Genomic DNA, 19400 nt, shown 5'->3' with positions numbered 1-19400 from the left:
GCTGATCGGGCAAAAAGCGAGTGATTTCTTGCTGAAAGGTCAGCCGAGGCGATAGCGGATTTCCGAACGCAGAAAAGGCAGCAAATCCATTTCAAACCACGGATTCTTCTTCAGCCAGCCCGTGTTGCGCCACGAGGGATGCGGCAGCGGCAGCACTTTCGGACCGATGGAATTCTCCCAGATGGAGCGCCAGTCCATGACCGTTTCCGTCAGTGAGGGCCGGCGCGCCGCACCCATGTGCCAGGACTGCGCGTAGATACCGATCGTCAGCACCAGATCGATCCGTGGCATAGAGGCCATCAAAGGTGCGCGCCAGGCCGCCGCGCATTCGCGCCTCGGCGGCAGATCTCCCCCCTTGGCATCCTGGCCGGGAAAGCAGAAGCCCATCGGGACGATTGCGAATTTTTCGATGTCGTAGAATTCGTCGCTCGTCACGCCAAGCCAGCTGCGCAGGCGGTCGCCGGAAGCGTCGGTGAACGGCATGCCCGACAGATGCACCTTGGTGCCGGGCGCCTGGCTGGCGATCAGGATCCGGGCGGTGGATGATGGGCGCAGCACTGGTCGCGGCTCATGCGGCAACGGCTTGCCGGCCGGATTTTCCACGCAGATGCGGCAGGCGCGGACCCTGGCGACGAGGTTTTCGAGTTCGGCAGTCATTCTCAGGCTGATGCGCTCGGCCGGCTGGAAACGGCTTGATGCCAGCGCAACACATTCGCGCACTCATCCGGTACCTTGATGCGTGCCGGCTTCATGAAGTCGACAGCGATCAGGCCGGTGATGTCGGCGATCGAATAGCTGTCACCGGCGATGAACTCCCGGCTGCCCAGTTCGCCGTCCAGCAGCCTGAGGAACGCCACGGCCTTCGGCTTGTTGGCCTCACCCCATTCAGGGACCTGCGGGATTTCCCATTCCTTCATGGCAGGATGGATGTGCCGGAAGGCCTGCGTGACGCAGCTGAGCAAATTGAATTCCATCCGCCTCTGCCACATCTCGACCTGCGCCTTGCCGAGTGCGCCACGCCCGAACAGGGCCGGTTCGGGATGCAGCTCCTCGAAATAGCGGCAGATGGCGACGGATTCGGTGATGACGGTGCCGTCGTCGAGCTCCAGCACCGGCAGACGCTGCAAGGGGTTGCGCGAGCTGACCGCCTGTTGCCTGTGTTCCAACGCGCCCATATCGATGGGCACCTGCGGAACCTCGATGCCTTTCTCGGCCAGGAAAACGCGGACCCGCCTTGGATTGGGCGCCCGGCCACCGTCGAAGAGCTTCATTCCATCCTCCTGTTCGTCCTCGGTTCCAGTTCCAGGATGCGCATCACCAGAAGCGAAAAATCTCGCGCACGGCATCGCCGATCGACGCCAGTGTGCCGTGCTTCTTCTCGACGACTTCGCCGTGATGGCTGTCTCGCCAATTCTGCGGCTGATCGAACGTTCCCGCCCAGATGCCGGCCTTTGCCGCGCGGGCGATGGCTTCCTCGCTCTCGAAGTCGCCATAGGCAACCGCCCAGCCCGCCTCGACCTGCGCGCGGTTGAGATCCTTGCCGCCGGCGGTGCAGTCGCCGAGCAGCCGGCCATAACGATCACGCTGCCAGCCGGTACAAGAGACGGGCTTGCCGGCGATCAGGCGAACGAGCGACTGACGCGCAAGCGTGCCGCAGGAATAGTCCGCGCCGTTCTTGCGGCAGGTCTGCGTATATTCCGGAGCATCGATGCCGCGCATGCGGATACGCTCGGTGCCAAGCGTGATCGAATCGCCGTCGTTGATGATTGCCACGCCTTGCGTCTTGCGTGTCTCCACCCGGTCGAGGCGGGCCGCCAGCAGGATCAGCAGTCCGAGGATGATGACGGCAAGCCCGTAATCCACCAGCCGGCGCCACAGGCTTCTGGGGCGCGCAACGTATCGCCGGCGCGGCCTCGGCGACCATGAACGGCTCATATGGCAAACGGTTGGTTAATCATTCGAACGTAGCTTAACACTTGGAAACCGCTGCTCGCATAAATTGAAGTTTTGATGCCCTTGCAACGCTCGAACACAGCGGACAAGTTCATTGTGGACCGCAGGAAACGCCATCGCAACAGCGATGTCGCGCGCGCGGTGCGCAAGACGCGTGACCGTCTTTCGCAGCAGGCCGGCAATCCCGATTTCGATCGCGAACTGCTGAAGCTGCATGCCCGAGCGATGACAAGCGGCGCCATCGCCATCCCGCTTCTCGTGCTGGCGATTGCCGCGGGTGGCCGGCTGGCCGGAATCGGCAATGAGATCGGGCTTTGGGCGCTGTTCACGCTAACCTGCTACACTATCGTTGCCTTCATGGCGCGGCGCATCGAGCGCACTGAAGCTTCCGAGCTCAACCCTTTGCAAGCACGGCGGGAATTCCTGATCGGCCATTTCCTGTGCGGTCTCGGCTGGGCTTGGTTCGTGTGGCTTGGCTGCAGCGTCTGCGAGGTCGATCCGTTCCACATCGTCAAGGCCGTGGTGCTGTTGTTCGCCATGGCGGCGACCGCGGTGATGACCTCGTCTCTGCGCGGCGCGCTGCTGGCGACCTTTGCCGTTCCCGTGGCGCTCTACGCCTATGCCGGCGCCAAGCTATGGATGCCGGTCGAGGCGATCATGGCCGCGCTGCTGGTCGTGTCGCTGCCGTTTTTCGCCTATGTGGCCCGTCATCTCAACCACTCGTCCCTGATGATGCTGTCGTTCCGCTCCGAAAAGGATGCGCTGATCGCCGAACTGGAGACGGCGAAATCGATGTCGGACGAAGCGCGGCGGCGGGCCGAGGACGCCAATCTGGCGAAATCGCGGTTCCTCGCCTCGATGAGCCACGAATTGCGCACGCCGCTCAACGCCATTCTCGGTTTTTCCGAGGTAATGTCGAACGAGGTGCTGGGACCGATGAGCAATCCCACCTATCGTGACTACGCTCATGACGTGCACGAATCCGGCCAGCATCTGCTCGACCTGATCAACGAGATTCTCGACCTGTCGCGCATCGAGGCCGGCCGCTACCAGCTCAATGAAGAACCGGTGATGCTGCTTGGTATCGTCGAGGACTGCTGTCACATGATGGAGTTGAGGGCGCGCAACAAGGATATCCGTGTCGTCCAGGATTTCGAGCACGAGCTGCCTCGGCTGTTCGCCGATGAACGGGCCGTGCGGCAGATCACGCTCAACCTTCTGTCGAACGCGATAAAATTCACCGCCACCGGCGGCGAAATCCGTGTCCGTGTCGGTTGGACGGCGGGCGGCGGACAATACATTTCGATCAAGGACAATGGCCCGGGCATACCGGAAGACGAGATCCCGATCGTGCTTTCCGCCTTCGGCCAGGGCTCCATCGCCATCAAGAGCGCCGAGCAAGGCACCGGGCTTGGCCTGCCGATCGTGCAAGGGCTGCTCGCAATGCATGGCGGCGAGTTCGAACTTCATTCCAAGCTGCGCGAAGGCACCGAGGCGATCGCCATCTTCCCGCTGAGCCGGGTGATGGAGGAATTGCCAGCACTGCCGACCGCGGCGGTGGCGGCTCGACGGCGGTAGGCGTCGCGGCGGACTGTGTCGATGGCCAGCAAGAAGGACGGCACCCCACGATGGCAGAAGGTGACTGGCATGGTCGGTGGCATAGACATCAACTCGGACCGCCTTCGCTTGAGGCTGTTTACAGCCGACGACGCTGAAGACCTCTTTGTCGCCATCACTCCCGCCATCACCCGTTTCATGCAGTGGGAGCCACCTCGATCACTGGCGGCCTTTGCCGAAGTATGGCGATCCTGGCTGGCGCCAATCCAGGACGGATCGGATTTGCACTTTGTTGTGCGTGCCTTGGCGGACGCTCGCTGTCTGGGGCTTGTCGGCCTTCATGCAGCGAAGACCGTGTGTCCCGAACTCGGGATCTGGATCAGAGAGGACGCTCAAGGAAACGGCATTGGCCAAGAGGCAATTGCTGCTGTCGCGGAGTGGGCCTCCAAGGCGCTCGAACCGGACTGCTTCGAATATCCGGTTGCCGAAAGGAACGTGGCCAGCAGAAGAATAGCGGAACGCCTTGGAGGCGTAATAGTCGGCAGCCGCTCCAACCCAAAATACAACGCCGTCGTCTATCGTATTCCCAATCTCCGGCGCTAGCAGGTCAAGACGCTAACCGCGTACCGCCGCAGCCATGCCCGAACTGGTCAGCGCGGCGGCCTTGACCAGACCCGCGGCAAGGGCGGCCCCTGCCCCTTCGCCATGGCTGATGCCCAGATCAAGCAACGGGTGCAGCCCGAGCCGTTGGGCGGCGTGTGCATGCGCGGGTTCTGGCGAAAGGCTGGCCAGCAGGCAATGGTCGAGCGCGGCGGGATTGACGCCATGCAGTACCGCTGCGGCTGCCGTCGCCGCCAATCCGTCGAGCAGCACCGGGATATTCTGCATCCGCGCGGCCAGGATGGCACCGGCGATCGCCGCGAATTCCCGGCCGCCGACCCGGCGCAGCGCCTCGAGCGGGTCGCCGAGATGGCCGTCATGAAAAGCCAGCGCCGCATCGACCACGTCGGCTTTGCGTGCCTGCATCGTCGCATCGGCGCCTGACCCCGGGCCGGCCCAATCGGCGCCCCTGCCCCCGAACAACGCCGCAAACAGGGTGGCGGCGACGGTGGAGTTGCCGACGCCGAGATCGCCGAGACACAAAAGGTCGGTGCCGCCGGCGATCGCTTCCATGCCGAAGGCCATGGTGGCGGCACAGCCACGCTCGTCCAGCGCGGCCTCTTCGGTGATGTCGGCGGTCGGGATGTGCAGGGCAAGATCGAAGACCTTCAGCCCGAGATCGTAGGCAATGCAGATCTGGTTGATCGCGGCACCTCCGGCGGCGCAAAGTTCGACCGCGTTGGCGGTCGCCGCCACCGGCCGTGGCGAAATGCCGTGGCGCGTGACGCCGTGATTGCCGGCAAAGACCGCCATCAGCGGTCTTGTCACCGCGGGCGGAGCCCGCCCGCTCCAGGCGGCCAGCCAGGCGGCGATGTCCTCGATGCGGCCAAGCGAATTGCCCGGTTTGTCGGCCTTGGCAAACAGCGTGCGCACGCGGGTCTCGGCTGCCGTGTCGGCCGCCGGCAGATTGGCCAACAGGTTGCGAAAATCGTCGAAAGGCAGTGCGCTGGTCATCTTGTTATCGATCATTCCCTGGAGTTGGTAAGCGGCATAGCCGCCTTGCGGGGTTGGCACAACCTCTGGGATGATGGGCCTGGATTTGCCGCAAAGCCGGCCCCGCAGGGCGCAATCGCGAGGGCTTGCATTGGCTTTACCGTTGCACCATGTGGAGGTGGAACAAGGGATTGCGGATGGAAGCCCAAGAGAAAGTCATGACGGCCATCGAATCCCCGTGCATCCTGGTCTGTTCGATCGACATGAAAACCGGCTTCTGTTTCGGGTGCGGTCGCACGCGCGAGGAAATCGGCGCCTGGATCGGGATGACGCCGGAAACGCGCCGCAGCGTCATGGCTGAATTGCCGGCCCGGCTGGAAACGGTCGAGCGCCGGCCGCGCCGGGAAACGCGCCGCACCCGCATGGCGCGCGAACGCGACGCGCTGTCGTGAGGTGCGGATGAGCCGGTTGTTCTGGATATTGATGGCCGCGATCGGGGTGGGAGCAGTCCTGCTCATGCTCAACGATTCCGCCGGCAGCACCCTCGGCGTGGAGAACAACGATTTCAGCCGGCTGATCTGGCTCGGCGCCTTTGGCGCCCTTATCGGCGCCGGCCTGCTTCGCTCGGGCCGACCCCTGGGCGCCATGGCCCGCAACTTAGGCGCCTGGGCGGCCATCGCGCTCGCGCTGATCGCCGGTTACCAGTATCGCTACGAACTGCAGGATGTCGCCAGCCGGGTGACCGCGGGCCTTGTTCCCGGCAGTCCGCTGGCCCTGGGTATCGAAGACGGTCACGCCACCGTAACGCTCGACAAGGCGGACAATGGCCATTTCGAAGCGCGCATCCTGGTCAATGGCAACCCGGTCCGGGCCGTGGTGGATACCGGCGCGACCAGCACCGTGCTGACGTCCGAAGACGCACAAGCCGCCGGATTCAATCCAGCGGCGCTCAACTACACCATACCGGTTTCGACCGCCAACGGCATGGCACGCGCCGCGGCCGTGAAAACCGATCAGATTGCGATCGGCGGCATCACGCGCAGGGATATGTCGGTGATGATCGCCGCACCCGGCATGCTCAGCCAGAGCCTGCTCGGCATGAACTTCATCGGTTCATTGTCGGGTTTTGACGTGCGCGGCGACCGCATGATCCTCAGGGACTGATCCCCGAATCTCAAGCCGCTTCGGCTGCCGCTCCGCCGAGCTCGACGGCCGCGAAAGCCGCCTTCAGCACGTCCGGGCCGGCGCCGGGTTTTGTCGCGTCGGTGGACAGGATCTGCCGGTAGCGGCGCGCGCCGGGCAAGCCATGGAACAGTCCGACCATGTGGCGGGTGACATGTCCAAGCCGCCCACCCTGCTCGGTATGACGTGCCGCATAGTCCGCCATCGTATCGATCAGCGCGGCGAAATCGAACGGCTCGGACTGGACGCCGTAGAAAGCGGCATCGACGCCAGCCAGAATGCCGGGCGTGTGGTAGGCGGCGCGGCCAAGCATGGCGCCATCGACATGGTCGAGATGCGCCAACGCCTCTTCGATCGTCTGAATGCCGCCATTGATGCCAATGAATTCGTTATGTTTTCTAGCCTTCAGCCGATAAACTCTGTTGTAATCGAGCGGCGGGATGTCACGGTTTTCCTTGGGGCTCAGCCCTTCCAGCCACGCCTTGCGTGCATGCACCCACAATGCGTCGGCGCCGGCGTCGAAAACTCCATCCGCCAACGCATCGAGGGCCGGCTCCGGATCCTGCTCGTCGACGCCGATGCGGCATTTGACGGTCACGGGAATTGTCACCGCCGCCTTCATCGCCGCGACACAGCCGGCAACGAGGTCCGGCACCTTCATCAGGCAGGCGCCGAACGTGCCCGACTGGACGCGGTCTGACGGACAGCCGACATTGAGGTTGATCTCGTCATAGCCAAAGGCCTCGCCGATGCGCGCCGCCTCGGCAAGTTTTTCGCGATCCGAGCCGCCGAGCTGCAGCGCGACCGGATGTTCTGACGCATCGAAGCCGAGCAGACGCTCGCGTGCGCCATGGATGACGGCGTCGGCCACCACCATCTCGGTGTAAAGCAGCGCATGGCTCGACAGCTGGCGGTGGAAGAACCGGCAATGCCGGTCCGTCCAGTCCATCATGGGCGCTATGGCTATCCTAAACCTTTGATAATCTTTCATGCTTCATAACTTCGACAGGTTGGATCGCGTCGTACGGGCTCTATCACGCGCCATGATAGGCCCAAGCCGCAAATCGGCGGATGACTGGCCGGCGCCACGGCGTGCGGCGTCGAATACCTCAATCGCAGGGTAGCGTATAGGTCGACCTGGCCGGAATTGCCAACGCGTCGTCTGCTTTCGATGCCTGGGCGGAGGACGGAACCCTCCAGCTTCGTATGACGGTGTCTGCGCCAACGATGTGGCTAGGAACTGGGAAGGCCAGCCCTCGACAGCATCTCAAGGAACCGGGAATGATGATGATCCTTTACATAGCGCGGCACAAAGCCAGGGCAGACATTGCTCAGATTGAGATGCGGAAGTTGTGACAGGCAATGGTGGATGGCCCGGGACGCTTCTTCGTTGTTTCCGGTGGCCGATGCGGTCGCGGCCCAATAAAGGGCGCCGCGAACGAAGCCAGGCTTTGTCCTGACCACTTTGCGGGCGGCTTCGAGCGCCCGCTGGTTGTCTCCGCCAGCGAAGAGCGCCACAACCAGGCCGTGGTGGCGCCAGAAGTCGATGACATCGTGCGTTCCGAGCCGGATTGCTTCGTTGGCCTCACGCACCGCTTCGTCGACCTGTCCGCGCAACGCAAAGAGCATCGAAATATCGCCGTGGCCAGTTGGGTAGCTTGGGTTGAGGCTGATCGCGTGGCGGCATTCGGCGATCGCCTCGTCGATGCGACCGCAACTTTCGAGAGCGAACGACAGAATACATCGGGCAATTTCATCGTCCGGTACCGCCCGCACTGCGGCTTCCGCAAGCTCGACCGCACGCTCGATCACCCCACGCTCCCGAGGCAGCGCACCAAACGCCACGCCCATGGATATCACGATCGAGAGCGTCCGCTTTGCACGGGCGTTGTCGGGACCTATCGAGAAGGCCTTTTCGGCAAGCTCTATCCCGACCAAAAGTGAGTCCCGAGTCATCTCAAAATATTTCATGAGGGCTTCGTTCACCAGCCTGCGCACTTCAGGGATCCCTGGCGGGCTTTTGTCTCTAACCTTCCAGTTGGTCAGTTGAAGTTCGAGGATCACGGCAAGAACAACAGATTGTGCGATCCTGTCCTGGAATTCGAGCGCGTTCTCGGAGTGGCCGTCGAACTTCTGGGCCCAGACGTGGTGGCCGCCGGCGGCATCGACGAGCTGGACATTCACCCTCAACCCATTGCCGGATCTCTGGACGCTGCCGCTGAGCATATATCGCGCCCGGAGTATCCCTGGTGTCTTGGCTTCTTCGCCTGGGCCGCTCTTCTCGGGCGGAAGCGCGGCGAGCACGACATAGTCGGCCACTTCGGAGAGGGCTGTCGTGATGTCCTGGACAAGTCCCTTTGCGAAGAAGTCGTCGCCTTGCTTTCCGGTCAGATTGACGAAGTCGGCAACGCTGATGGACGGACGCCCAAGGCGCTGGCTGGACGGAACACCATTTGTCGACTGCACATTTGAAGCGTCGTCGGCGGCGAGCAACAGAGATTGCCAAAGCGCCCGCGTTTCAGGGCCGGCTTCGACGCCGAACTCCTTCTTCAGCATGCTTCTGCAAGCTTCGTATGTCCTGATTGCCCTGTCGCGTTGGCCACATGAGAGCAGCAATTCCATCTTGAGCCGATAGGATTCCTCCCGTGTCGGTTCCATGGTCAGAATACGATCGGCCAGGATCAGCCCGGCATCGGGGTCGACGAGACGGGCCAGTTTTTCGAAGGACTCAATCGCGCGGCCGAGCAGCCTGTCGCGTTCCGATGTGATCCAGTCATCGAACGTATTGCTTCCCAGATAAAGCCCGTCGAGGAAGGGCCCGGTGTAGTTCGCCAAAGCCTTCGCGAGGTCCTGGGCGGAACGGGCCGAGAGACCCGTTTCGAACTTCTCCACGTCGACTTGAACCAGCTCTGGCCTCAGGGCGATCAACTCACCGCTGGAATGGATGAGATCCACCCCCTCTCGCGCCAGATCCTGGCGCAGGACACTGAGGGCCTGCCGAAGGCTGTTGCGCGAATGTTCAGCGTCGCTGTCGCCCCATAGGAGGTCAGCCAGCCTCTCCCGCGTCGCCGCCATGCCCGGACACCGAGCCAGATAGGCGATGATTGCCGGCCCTCGTTTCCCGGTCAGCCGAAGCGGACCGGCCGTTTCATTTTCAATCCGGAAACCGCCGAAGAGTGAGATTCTATTTGCAGCGCCGCTGTCCTCACTTTGCATTTGCTATCCCAGCCTGACGAAATCCTAACTCAAAACTAACGCTTCGCAACAGTCGGCCTTCGCGCTCAAGCGCTGCCGTAACGGCAGGCTGTTTAGGCTTTGCTAAATTAAGGCGACCAAGTCAACGAAAGGCTTGGTTCGAGGGGGCTGCGTGTCCAGGACAAGAGCCAATTTGCTGCTGCTGTTTGCAGCCGCTTTGTGGGGCTTCGGCAATGTCTCGCAAAAGATGGTGCTTGTGCATCTCAACGCGCTGAGTGCTGTGGGTCTGCGATGCCTGATCGGCGGGCTGCTTGTGCTGCCCTTTGTCTTCATGGAGAAGCGGCTTCCGCTCGGGCCGGACTATTTTTCCAGCTTGGCCAAGGTGGGCGCGCTGTTTGCCATCTCCATCACGCTCCAGCAGCTTTGCTATCTCGGGGCCTCCGTCACCAATGCGAGCTTCCTGGTAAGCACGGCAACGGTAATGACACCGCTGGCCGCCTGGTTTCTCGTAGGCGAACGTCCGACAGCGAGTCTTACAATCGCCGCCGGATTGACCCTTGTTGGAGCCCTGCTGTTGTCGGATGGGATAGCCGGGTTCAGCAGTGGCGATCTTACCGCTGTCCTCTCGGCTGCCTGCTATGCGCTCTGGGCAGTCGAGCTGGGCCGGCACATGCAGGTGCATGCGCGGCCGTTCACCGCTGCCGCGACACAGTTCTTCGGCGCAGCAGCCTTCGCCCTGCCGCTCGGTGCAATGCAAGGCAATCTGTCGCTGGCCGCCGCATTCGCAGCCGGCCCGGAACTGGCGATCCTCGGCGTGTTCTCCACTGCGATTGCCTTCGGCATACAGACGGTTGCCCTCCGCTTTACGCCGGCCAGCCACGCCGCCGTGATCGTCAGCGCAGAAAGCGTTTTCGGGGCGCTGGGCGCGGCAATCTTTCTCGGCGAGCGGAGCTCGTCCGCGAGCGTCTTGGGTGCCGGCATCATCCTGGGTGCGATCCTGTCCGTTGCAATGTCGAACCGGGCGCCGCAGGCACGCACGTCCTTGCGAACCGCTTCGGTTCAACCCTTCGACGCGGCCCCTGCCTTTGCAACTGCGTCCGCAAATCGGGCGGGCGATCGTCATCCCAACAATTCAGGTCCAGTGGAGGAATGTGATGGCCCTTGCCGGTGATGCGAAACGTATTCCAGACCCGGCCGGACTTGTCGCGGGGGCGCAGTGATGGATGCGCGGACAATCCTTCTTCCGGTCGCACATTTGGTATCGGCGCTTCGCGCCCGCATGAAGGGACCGGGTGGCTACTACAACAGCGGCAATGCGCTCGGCCTCATTGTCGGTCTGGCGATCCAGATTGCCACCGCGCCGGTCGGCTTGCATGAGGGAAGCAGCGTCACCATGGCGGTGATCGAATATTTCGCTGGCAGCCATGGCACTGTTGCGCTGACCTTGACCACCCTGGTCTTCTTCTGGGGCGGCGAGGCCTATCACCGGGCCTGGGCAAGGCCGGATGCTCCCGATCCCGCCCTCAACCGTCTAGGCGACTTCCTGTCGGGCCTGGGTGCGATCGGGCTCGGCATTGCCCTGTTGCTGCTCGGCGATCCATTGCTTGCGGCGACCTCCGGCCTGCTGCATGCGCTGGGCAAATTCGGCAGCACCTTTCACAGGCCCGGCACGCCAATTTCGATCTGGCCGGCCGCTTGGCCCGATCCGTTCCGCAGTGCGGTGCTCGCCAGCCGGTTGCCGGCAATGCTGGCGACGACAGTGGCCCTCGCCCGCGCTTTGCCTGAGGTCTGGTGGAGCGGCTCTTTCGCGGCCCTCGCCATGCCACTGACCTTGCTCGGCTGTTATCTCTTGTGGACCAAGGCCGATCTGCTGCTCTTCGGCGTGGGCACCAAGGCCACCCGCCAGATTTCCACATGTTGAACCCGCTTTTTGAAACGACCGGATGTCGAGATGGAGAATGATATGTTTGGCAGTGTGTATCATCAGGACGCCGGCCCCCCACCCTTTCGCGAACGGGTGCGGATGACAGGCTGGGGCAGTCTCCTGACGCCGGCCGGTTCAATCTCGAGAATGACAGGAATACTTGCAGCTTCGCTGTTTTGGGGGGTCTCTGCCCATGCCGCGAACGTTGACGTCGCCATCGTGTTCGCGGTCGACTTTTCGTCATCCATCGATCCGAAGATCGCCGATATGCAACGCGAGGGACATGCCACGGCACTCACCTCGCCAGAGATCATCGCCGCCATCAGCCGGAATTATGTTGGTTGCATCGGCGTTGCCTATTTTGAGTGGTCGAGCCCCGGACACGCGCGCGTCGTGCTGCCGTGGACAAGCATCTGCGGACTGGAAGATGCCAAAGCGGCGGCTGCGGTGATCAGCAGGAAAGGCGATACCGGCTTCATCCGCAGAGGGCGTGGCGGAACATCCGTCTCCTCGGCTATCGACATCGGCAGTCTCCTGCTCGACCAGTTCCCGGGAAAGGCCGCAAAGAAAGTCATCGATATCTCCTCCAATGGCGAGAACAACGACGGGCTTCCCGTCCAGCCGAGCAGGTCGAACGCCATAGCCAAGGGATATACGATCAATGCCATCGCCATCCCGACGGAGGATGAGAATCCCGACCAACCTCTGGCATCCTATTTTGCCAAATCGGTCATTGGCGGTTCCCAGGCCTTCGTCATGACGCCGAAGGGGCCAGACGACTACACCATGGCGCTTCGCCGCAAGCTCGTGACTGAAGTAAGCATGAACGACGACCGTCCGCTGTGAAAGTGCGCCATGTAGGACGAACTTTCGAGGCCCCATCCCGGAGCGCATTGCACAACGAGATCCCCGCGCCGCTGCAGCGCGAGACCTTGTAGGACCGTCAGGACAACAGCCTATCGCCGCAATGCGTGCACGCTTGCCTTGCCTTCGCCGCCTACCGGCAAAGCCATGTCATCGTCGAGAAGGCGCGTGATGCGGGCAAAGCCGGTGAACGCTTTCCTTGCTTCCTCGGCCGACATCTGGCCCGACAAAGCGGCCGAGCAACAGTTCAGCGCGCACTGATAAACCGGACCGCGCCGTCCCGTTGGCCATTTCCGCAAGAACATCATGGCTTCGGCAACACTATCGATTTCTTCCGCAGGGTGTCCTTGCCCGCGCGAAATCCGCACGGGCGAAAAGAAATGCAATTGATCCATCGTTTCCTCCCGGTCGACCGCAATGCGCTCGATCGAACCCCACCAAACGCACCAACAGCCGGTTGGTTCCAGCCAAAAAATGGAATTTTTTGAGAAATCTGTCAGGCGAAGGCGATCACCTGTGCGGTGGTGAGTGTCGCCTACATCGTCGGAAAGTGGCAGGCGACTTTGCGACCGGGTCGGTATTCCCGCAACTGCGGCCGCTCCGAACGGCAGCGCTCCGCCGCGATCGGGCATCGGGGATGGAAACGGCAGCCGGTTGGAGGGTTCAGAGGGCTCGGTACGTCGCCGGTGAGGATGATGCGCTTGCGCGTCCCGCTGGGCGTCGTCTCCACGATAGGAACCGCCGAGATCAGCGCCTGGCTATAGGGATGGGCCGGTGCTGCAAACACTTCTTCCGCCGGCCCTTCTTCGACGATCGAGCCGAGATACATGACCGCTATGCGGGTTGAAACCTGACGTACCACCGACAGGTCGTGGGCGATGAAGATGTAAGTGAGATTGAGCTTCTCCTGCAGATCGGCAAGCAGGTTGACGATTTGCGCCTGCACCGACACGTCGAGCGCGGAGACGGGTTCGTCGAGGACCACGAGGTCCGGGTTCAATGCAATAGCCCGCGCGATGCCGACGCGCTGGCGTTGCCCGCCGGAAAATTCGTGCGGAAACCGCATGACGTGATCCGGCAGCAGGCCGACAAGGTCGAACAGTTCCGCCACGCGTCTGGTGATCTCGCTCGACGAGAGCCTGCCATGGATGCGCAGCGGCTCGGCCACCAGGTCGCCGACGCGCCGGCGCGGATTGAGCGATGCCGACGGATCCTGGAAAACCATTTGCAAGCGGCGCCGGAGCGGCCTGAGTTCGGACAGCGACTTCGAGGTGATATCGTTGCCTTCGAACAGAAGCTCGCCGTCCGATATGTCGTAGAGCCTCACCAGGCAGCGCGCCAGCGTGGACTTGCCGCATCCGGATTCGCCGACCAGGCCGACCGTCTCGCCGCGCCACACGGTCAGGGAAACATTGTCGACCGCATGAACGGTTCGCTTGCCTTCGGCGGAAAAACGGCTGCCGATGGAAAAGCGCTTGCCCAGCGAACGCGTCTCGATAATGGGGCGGTTCTTGTCGGTCATCGATCCGCTCATGCCTGTGCCACCCTGAAGCACGCCGCGGCATGAGTGCCGCTCCCGAGGTCGGGTTTGCCGGCCTCGCAGGGCTCATAGTGAACCGGGCACCGCGGACCGAACGCACAGCCCTGCGGCAATCGCAGCAATGACGGCGGCGAACCGGGAATGGCCGGCAGGCGGCGTGGTTTTTCGCCGGTCAGCGGCGGGATCGAACCGAGCAGCGCGCGCGTATAGGGGTGTCGCGGATCGGAAAACAGCTCCGCGCGACTGCCGCGCTCCACCACGCGGCCGGCATACATGACCATGACCCGGTCGGCGAGTTCGGAGACCACGCCCATGTCATGCGTGATGAAGACCACCGCCGACTTGTGCGTCGCGCGCAGCTTGCGCACCAGATCGAGAATGCCGGCCTGTACGGTGACGTCGAGCGCCGTGGTCGGTTCGTCAGCCACCAGCAACGCCGGATTGCAGGACAAAGCCATTGCGATCACCGCCCGTTGACGCATGCCGCCGGACAGTTGGTGCGGGTAGCGCGACATCGCCTCGTGCGGGTTCGGAAAATTCACCTCGGCCAGCAATTCCTCCACGCGCTCCATCGCCTTGGACTTGCTGATGTTGCGATGCGCGCGGATCTGTTCGGCGATCTGCCAGCCGATCGTGTAGACAGGTGTCAACGCGGTCATCGGATCCTGGAAGATCATCGCGATCTCGTTGCCGCGCAGCCGCCTCAGTTCGCGCGCGGGCAGTCCCACCAGTTCGCGGCCCTTGTAACGGATCGAGCCTTCGATGGTGGCGTTGGGGTCGGTGATCAGACCCATGACGGCCAGCAGCGACACGGTCTTGCCGGAACCGGACTCACCGACGACGCCGAGGATCTCGCTCTCCTCGAGGTCGAAGGAAACGCCATCGATGGCCCGCACCAGGCCATCATTTGTGCGGAAGGATACTTTGAGGTCGCGCACCGACAGTATCATGATGTCCTCAGGCGCGGATCGAGAAGGATGTAGACGAAATCGACGACCGCATTGGCAACAACCACGAACATCGAAGCGTACATCACCGTTGCCATGATCATCGGCAGATCGAGATTCTGCAGCGCGTCATAAGTGAGCTTGCCGATGCCGTGCAGCCCGAACACCACCTCCGTCAGCAGGGCCGAGCCTCCGACCAGCGCACCGAAATCCAGGCCGAACAAGGTGACGAAGGCGATGAGCGACGTGCGCAAGGCATGGCGCAGCAGGATGCGGGTCTCCGACAGGCCCTTGGCCCGGGCCGTACGGATATAGTCCTCCTGCAGGGATTCGATGATCGCCGCGCGCAGCACGCGCCCATAAATGCCGATGTAGAGAATGGACAGCGTGATCCACGGAATGACCAGGGTCAGGAACCAGCCCTTTGGATCGTCGGAGAAGTTCTTGTAGCCGAGCGGCGGCACCCAGGAGAACGCCCAGCTGTCGTGGTAGCGGCTCTGGGTGATCAGGTTCATCACCTCGCCCAGCCAGTACACCGGCATCGAAATACCGAGCAGCCCTAGCGCCATCAGCAGCTTATCCAGCCAGCTGCCGCGCGTGGCGGCGGCGGCGATGCCGATGATGATGGAGACGACCACCCACAGGATCGCCGCTCCGAACACCAGCGAGAGCGTGACCGGGATCGAATCCATGACCGCCGGCACCACCTTCCAGCCACGATTGACGAAGGAGGTCAGATCGCCGGTGACGAAGATCTTCTCCATCATCGTCACATATTGCACGTAGAGCGGCCGGTCGAAGCCGAAGCTGTGGCGTACCGCCTCCAGCACTTCGGGCGATGCATTGCGGCCGGCGATGCGCGCCGCCGGATCGGAGCCCGGCGTTGCGAAGAAAATCAGGAAGACGATGACCGAGATGCCGAACATCACGAACAGCATCTGGCCGAACCGGCGCAGGATTGCGTAGATCATCAGTCGCGCCCCAGCCGAACCTTGGAGCGCGGGTCGAGCGCGTCGCGCAGACCGTCGCCGAAGACATTGAGCGCCATGACGGAAACCGCGATCGCCAGGCCCGGCACCAGCGCCACCAGTGGCCTGGTGTAGAGCAGCGCCTGTCCGTCCTGGATGATGGTGCCCCAGCTCGCGGCCGGCGGCTGCACGCCGATCGAAAGGAAGGAAAGGGCTGATTCCGTAAGCATGTTCAGCGCCATCATCAGCGGCACGAAGACGATCAGCGTCGTGGTGACGTTGGGCAGGATGTCGCGCCACAGGATGCGCCATCCCGGTACGCCCAGATTGATCGCGGCGAGCACGAATTCGCTTTTGCGCAGTGCCAGAACCTGCCCGCGTATCGGACGAGCCACATAGGGCACGTAGACGATACCGATGATGATGACAGGCAGCCACAGACTGCCGGACTCGATCTGGATCGGTCCTATCGTGATGCCATGCGCGATGGTGACGATGGAGAGCGAAATCGCCAGCAGATAAATGGGGAACGCCCACAGTATGTCGAGGAAGCGCGACAGCACCGTGTCGGTGACGCCGCCGAAATAGCCGGCGATCAATCCCGCTGCCGTGCCCAGGATCAGGGTGAAGATGGTGGCTGCTCCGGAGATCAGCAGCGAACTCAGCCCGCCATAGAGCATCCTGGCCATGACATCGCGCCCCTGGCTGTCGGCGCCGAGGAAGTAATTGCCCAGCCGCCAGGTCGGGCCGAGCGGTGTGTAGCCAAGCCCGAGCCCCTCAGTCGACTGTTCCATCACCGGAACGTCGGCGCCGTCGATCTGGATGACGGCGTCGAGCGTCGAGGCGAATGGGTCCACGCCGGCCCATTTCGCATAAAGAGGCGCACTGAGGCAGGCAAGGACGATGAGGAGGAACACGGCCAGCGACGCCATGGCAGCCCTGTCCCTTGCCAGCTTCGCAAACGCGACGGCCCAGGGCCCTCGCGTTTTGCGCGGCGCGGCGACAGCTACGTTCGACACGGACGTGCCCCTCCGCGGTTCGTTACTGCACCCAGGCCATTACTGTACCCAGGATTGGGTGATCATCCAGTTGAACTGCCGGTTGAACTTGAAATTGCCAAGACGTTTGCTGACGAAGTCGAGCCGCTTCGGCGTGAAGAGGCCGACCGCAGGTGCCTTGTCGGTGACTTGCCTGTCGATTTCAGCCCACATTTTATCGGCGGCTTTCTGATCGGTGACGCCGAGGTCCAATGCCTTTTGCATCTTGGCGTCGATTTCCTTGTCGCAGAAGCCGGCGATGTTGATCGAGGCGTCCGAACCTTCGCGGAAAGAGGCGCAGCTGAACAGGATGTTCAGGAAGTCCGAAGCCGCCGGATAGTCCTTGTACCACTGGGTGACGGACATCTGCACCTTGTTGTTGGTGTTCTGGATGTAGGTGAACTGGATGTTCGACGAGATCGGCTTGACGTCGGCGACATAGCCGATGCTGGTCAGCACGCTCTGCAGATAGACGCCGATGGAGCGCGAAATGGCGGTGTCCTCGACGATGATCGTCACCTTCTGGCCCTTGGTGCCGGAGTCCTCGACGAGCTGCTTTGCCTTGTCGAGGTCGGGGGCCGACCATTTGGCGCCCGGATTCTTGGTGAAGGGGCAATAGTCTTCATGGCCGGGGAAGTCCGGAGGCAGGACCTGGCAGACCGGCGAAGCCAGCACCTTGCCGCCGAACAGCTTGACCAGCGTGTTGCGATCGATCGCATAGGCAACGGCCTGGCGGGCTTTTTCATTGTCGAAGGGTGCGAGACGGTTGTTCAGCGGCGCGTACCACCAAGCCGAAAGCGGCGAGATGTGCAGCTGGTCCATGGACTTGCTGCCCAGTTCGCCCAGGCGATCGCTCGGCAGAGCGTCGAACATCCAGTCCGCTTCGCCGTTCTGGATCGCGGTGACGGCTGCCTCTTCGGACAGGCCGAAATCATATTGGACGACATCCGGATAGCCGTCCGGCTGGGCTTCTTCGCTCCACTGCTTGAAATTGGGGTTGCGGGAAACCGTCATGCCCTTGTTCGGGTCGAAGGCGGAGATCATGTACGCGCCGGTGCTGGGAATGGGCTTGGAACCCATGTCTTCAGCGGGCGTGTCCGCCGGCAGGACCACGGCATGCGGCAAGGCAAGCTTGTAGAGCAGCTCGGCATCCGGCTTGGTGATGTTGATGGTGATGGTGCCGGCCGCTTCGTCGCCGACAACGCCGCCTTCCAGCGTGCAGCTCTTGGTGTCGGCCAGGCATTTGTCGGCCCCGACGATGCCGGCATAGAACGTGCCGGAGGTGGGTCCGGAAACCTTGAAGATGCGCTGGAAAGAAGCGACGACGTCCTTCACGCCAAGATCCTGGCCGCTGGAGAACTTGATGCCCTTGCGCAGCTTGAAGGTGAAGGTCTTGCCGTCATTGCTGACCTGCGGCAGGGCCTCGGCCAGATCGGGGACGATGGTGAAACCGTCCATGCCCTCGGCCTTGCGGAAGGCCACCAGGCCGTCATAGATCGGCTGGTACATCTGCCAGCCCTGGTCCGTGTAATTGATGTGCGGATCGAGCGTTCCCGCCGCGGAGCGGGCCAGCAGGCGGATGGTGCCGCCTCGGTGCTCCTTGAGATATTCGGCCTGTGCCGGGGCCAGCCATGTACCGGCCAGCAATGCCGCGGCTGTTGCCGCCAGAAGCAGTTTCTTCATGTCTTGATTCCCCTTTTTTCAGTTATCGTTGTGGTCCAGGAAGTCTCCCACCACCCGCATGCACGCATCTTGCTCTTCGACATGCGGCATGTGGCTGGAATGCTCGAATATCTCCCAGCGAGACCCCTTGATGCCGTCCTTGTAGGGCTGCACGGTCGCGGGCGTGGCCTCGTCGTGACGTCCGGAGATGATCAGTGTGGGAACATCGATGGCCGGCAGGCGCTCGACGATGCTCCAGTTCCTCAGCGTTCCGATGACATGGAACTCGTTTGGCCCATTCATCAGATTATAGACGGTCGGATTGCGCACGACCTGGGCGAAACTTTCCGTGACTTCGGGCGGGAAAGGCACGACCCGGCAGACATGCCGCTCGTAGAACACCATCGTGGCAGCCTGGTACGCCGCATCGTCCGTCGTGCCGGCCTGTTCGTGCCGGGTCAGTGTCTCCTGCACATCCGCGGGCAGATCCGCACGCAACCGGTTGGCCTCTTCGACCCACAGTTCCATGGACGCCGGTGAGTTGGCTATGGTCAGCGATTTCAGGCCTTGCGGCCGCGTCACGGCATATTCGGCGCCCAGCATACCGCCCCAGCTCTGGCCGAGGACGTGGAAGCCCGCCCGAATGCCGAGATGATCAACCAGGTTTTCAAGCTCGTCGATGAAAAGCCGGGGTGTCCAGAAATCGGCGCCTTTCTCAGGCAGCAAGGTGGAATTGCCGCAGCCCAACTGGTCGTAGTGGATGATGGCGCGATCCCTTCGCGCAAGAAGCTTGTAGGCATCGACATAATTGTGGGCGACGCCCGGGCCGCCATGCAGGATCACCACAGGCGCCTTTTCGCCGCCGAGTTCGCCACTGACCCGATACCAGGTCTCGTAGGCGCCGAAAGCGGCCCGTCCTTCCATGCCGATGATCTCAGATGACATCCCAATTCCCAGTGCGATTGAAGGTACTTTTAT

General features: G+C 62.5%; 20 protein-coding genes. 7 read left to right on the top strand and 13 right to left on the bottom strand.

Annotation, left to right across the window (positions count from 1 at the left end; all coding sequences use genetic code 11):
- Positions 1-39: 39 nt before the first annotated feature.
- Genes A4R29_RS13790 through A4R29_RS13780 form a run of 3 tightly spaced genes read right to left on the bottom strand, consistent with a single transcriptional unit; the run spans position 40 to position 1935 of the window.
- Positions 40-720: a uracil-DNA glycosylase family protein gene (locus tag A4R29_RS13790; RefSeq protein WP_013531711.1), complete on the bottom strand. Its 681-nt coding sequence runs from the start codon at positions 718-720 to the stop codon at positions 40-42.
- Entirely contained in the window at positions 660-1271 is a 612-nt protein-coding gene (locus A4R29_RS13785; protein WP_027161586.1) for a glutathione S-transferase, read from the bottom strand. The genes A4R29_RS13790 and A4R29_RS13785 overlap by 61 nt, the downstream gene beginning before the upstream one ends.
- A gap of 43 nt (positions 1272-1314) precedes the next feature.
- Entirely contained in the window at positions 1315-1935 is a 621-nt protein-coding gene (locus A4R29_RS13780) for a thermonuclease family protein (protein ID WP_063167987.1), read from the bottom strand.
- A gap of 75 nt (positions 1936-2010) precedes the next feature.
- On the opposite strand from A4R29_RS13780, the gene A4R29_RS13775 reads away from it, so the two are divergent.
- Both A4R29_RS13775 and A4R29_RS13770 read left to right on the top strand, forming a co-directional pair.
- Positions 2011-3531 carry a sensor histidine kinase gene (locus A4R29_RS13775; protein ID WP_024503313.1) on the top strand — a complete coding sequence of 507 codons (1521 nt, stop codon included), beginning with the start codon at positions 2011-2013 and terminating at the stop codon, positions 3529-3531.
- 21 nt (positions 3532-3552) lie between these two features.
- Positions 3553-4113 (top strand): GNAT family N-acetyltransferase, encoded by a 561-nt coding sequence (locus A4R29_RS13770; RefSeq protein WP_244506959.1) that lies wholly within the window; start codon positions 3553-3555, stop codon positions 4111-4113.
- 12 nt (positions 4114-4125) lie between these two features.
- Here the strand turns inward: A4R29_RS13770 and A4R29_RS13765 are convergent, their stop codons facing one another.
- Positions 4126-5124, bottom strand: a complete 999-nt coding sequence (locus A4R29_RS13765; protein WP_063173677.1) for a nicotinate-nucleotide--dimethylbenzimidazole phosphoribosyltransferase — start codon at positions 5122-5124, stop codon at positions 4126-4128.
- A gap of 197 nt (positions 5125-5321) precedes the next feature.
- Between A4R29_RS13765 and A4R29_RS13760 the strand changes: the two genes are divergently transcribed.
- Together A4R29_RS13760 and A4R29_RS13755 are read left to right on the top strand one after the other, a co-directional pair.
- The gene (locus A4R29_RS13760; protein WP_024503316.1) at positions 5322-5555 is read left to right on the top strand and encodes a DUF1289 domain-containing protein; all 234 of its coding nucleotides are present in this window, start codon (positions 5322-5324) and stop codon (positions 5553-5555) included.
- A 7-nt stretch (positions 5556-5562) separates the two neighbouring features.
- Complete coding sequence (locus tag A4R29_RS13755; RefSeq protein ID WP_013531717.1) at positions 5563-6267, top strand: TIGR02281 family clan AA aspartic protease; 705 nt, start codon at positions 5563-5565, stop codon at positions 6265-6267.
- Positions 6268-6277: 10 nt separating this feature from the next.
- Here A4R29_RS13755 and dusA read toward each other — a convergent pair whose 3' ends face one another.
- Both dusA and A4R29_RS13745 read right to left on the bottom strand, forming a co-directional pair.
- Positions 6278-7276 carry a tRNA dihydrouridine(20/20a) synthase DusA gene (gene dusA / locus A4R29_RS13750; protein WP_063172127.1) on the bottom strand — a complete coding sequence of 333 codons (999 nt, stop codon included), beginning with the start codon at positions 7274-7276 and terminating at the stop codon, positions 6278-6280.
- 242 nt (positions 7277-7518) lie between these two features.
- Positions 7519-9501 (bottom strand): BTAD domain-containing putative transcriptional regulator, encoded by a 1983-nt coding sequence (locus A4R29_RS13745; protein WP_063172126.1) that lies wholly within the window; start codon positions 9499-9501, stop codon positions 7519-7521.
- Positions 9502-9652: 151 nt separating this feature from the next.
- On the opposite strand from A4R29_RS13745, the gene A4R29_RS13740 reads away from it, so the two are divergent.
- The 3 genes from A4R29_RS13740 to A4R29_RS13730 all read left to right on the top strand — a co-directional run bounded on the left by A4R29_RS13740 (position 9653) and on the right by A4R29_RS13730 (position 12250).
- Complete coding sequence (locus A4R29_RS13740) at positions 9653-10651, top strand: DMT family transporter (protein WP_063172125.1); 999 nt, start codon at positions 9653-9655, stop codon at positions 10649-10651.
- A 48-nt stretch (positions 10652-10699) separates the two neighbouring features.
- The gene (locus A4R29_RS13735) at positions 10700-11401 is read left to right on the top strand and encodes a hypothetical protein (RefSeq protein ID WP_145923756.1); all 702 of its coding nucleotides are present in this window, start codon (positions 10700-10702) and stop codon (positions 11399-11401) included.
- 150 nt (positions 11402-11551) lie between these two features.
- The gene (locus A4R29_RS13730; RefSeq protein WP_167355175.1) at positions 11552-12250 is read left to right on the top strand and encodes a DUF1194 domain-containing protein; all 699 of its coding nucleotides are present in this window, start codon (positions 11552-11554) and stop codon (positions 12248-12250) included.
- 110 nt (positions 12251-12360) lie between these two features.
- On the opposite strand, the gene A4R29_RS13725 is transcribed toward A4R29_RS13730, so the two are convergent.
- From A4R29_RS13725 to A4R29_RS13695, 7 genes are all read right to left on the bottom strand, one after another.
- Positions 12361-12663, bottom strand: coding sequence for a DUF982 domain-containing protein (locus tag A4R29_RS13725; protein ID WP_024503323.1), 303 nt, complete (start codon positions 12661-12663; stop codon positions 12361-12363).
- Between the two features lie 140 nt (positions 12664-12803).
- Entirely contained in the window at positions 12804-13790 is a 987-nt protein-coding gene (locus tag A4R29_RS13720) for an ABC transporter ATP-binding protein (protein WP_013531723.1), read from the bottom strand.
- A gap of 8 nt (positions 13791-13798) precedes the next feature.
- Positions 13799-14758, bottom strand: a complete 960-nt coding sequence (locus tag A4R29_RS13715; protein WP_024503324.1) for an ABC transporter ATP-binding protein — start codon at positions 14756-14758, stop codon at positions 13799-13801.
- On the bottom strand, positions 14755-15726 hold the full coding sequence (locus A4R29_RS13710; protein WP_013531725.1) for an ABC transporter permease: 972 nt from the start codon (positions 15724-15726) through the stop codon (positions 14755-14757). Before A4R29_RS13710 ends, A4R29_RS13715 begins: the two co-directional genes overlap by 4 nt.
- Positions 15726-16742, bottom strand: a complete 1017-nt coding sequence (locus A4R29_RS13705; protein WP_063167981.1) for an ABC transporter permease — start codon at positions 16740-16742, stop codon at positions 15726-15728. The genes A4R29_RS13710 and A4R29_RS13705 overlap by 1 nt, the downstream gene beginning before the upstream one ends.
- A gap of 39 nt (positions 16743-16781) precedes the next feature.
- Entirely contained in the window at positions 16782-18443 is a 1662-nt protein-coding gene (locus A4R29_RS13700) for an ABC transporter substrate-binding protein (protein WP_024503325.1), read from the bottom strand.
- Positions 18444-18461: 18 nt separating this feature from the next.
- Entirely contained in the window at positions 18462-19367 is a 906-nt protein-coding gene (locus tag A4R29_RS13695) for a proline iminopeptidase-family hydrolase (protein ID WP_063172122.1), read from the bottom strand.
- Positions 19368-19400 lie beyond the last annotated feature (33 nt).

The organism is Mesorhizobium ciceri biovar biserrulae (assembly GCF_001618845.1).
GTDB classification, from domain to species: domain Bacteria; phylum Pseudomonadota; class Alphaproteobacteria; order Rhizobiales; family Rhizobiaceae; genus Mesorhizobium; species Mesorhizobium ciceri.
Note: the sequence above shows the minus strand (reverse complement) of the source record. Positions and strands in the feature narration are given on the sequence as shown.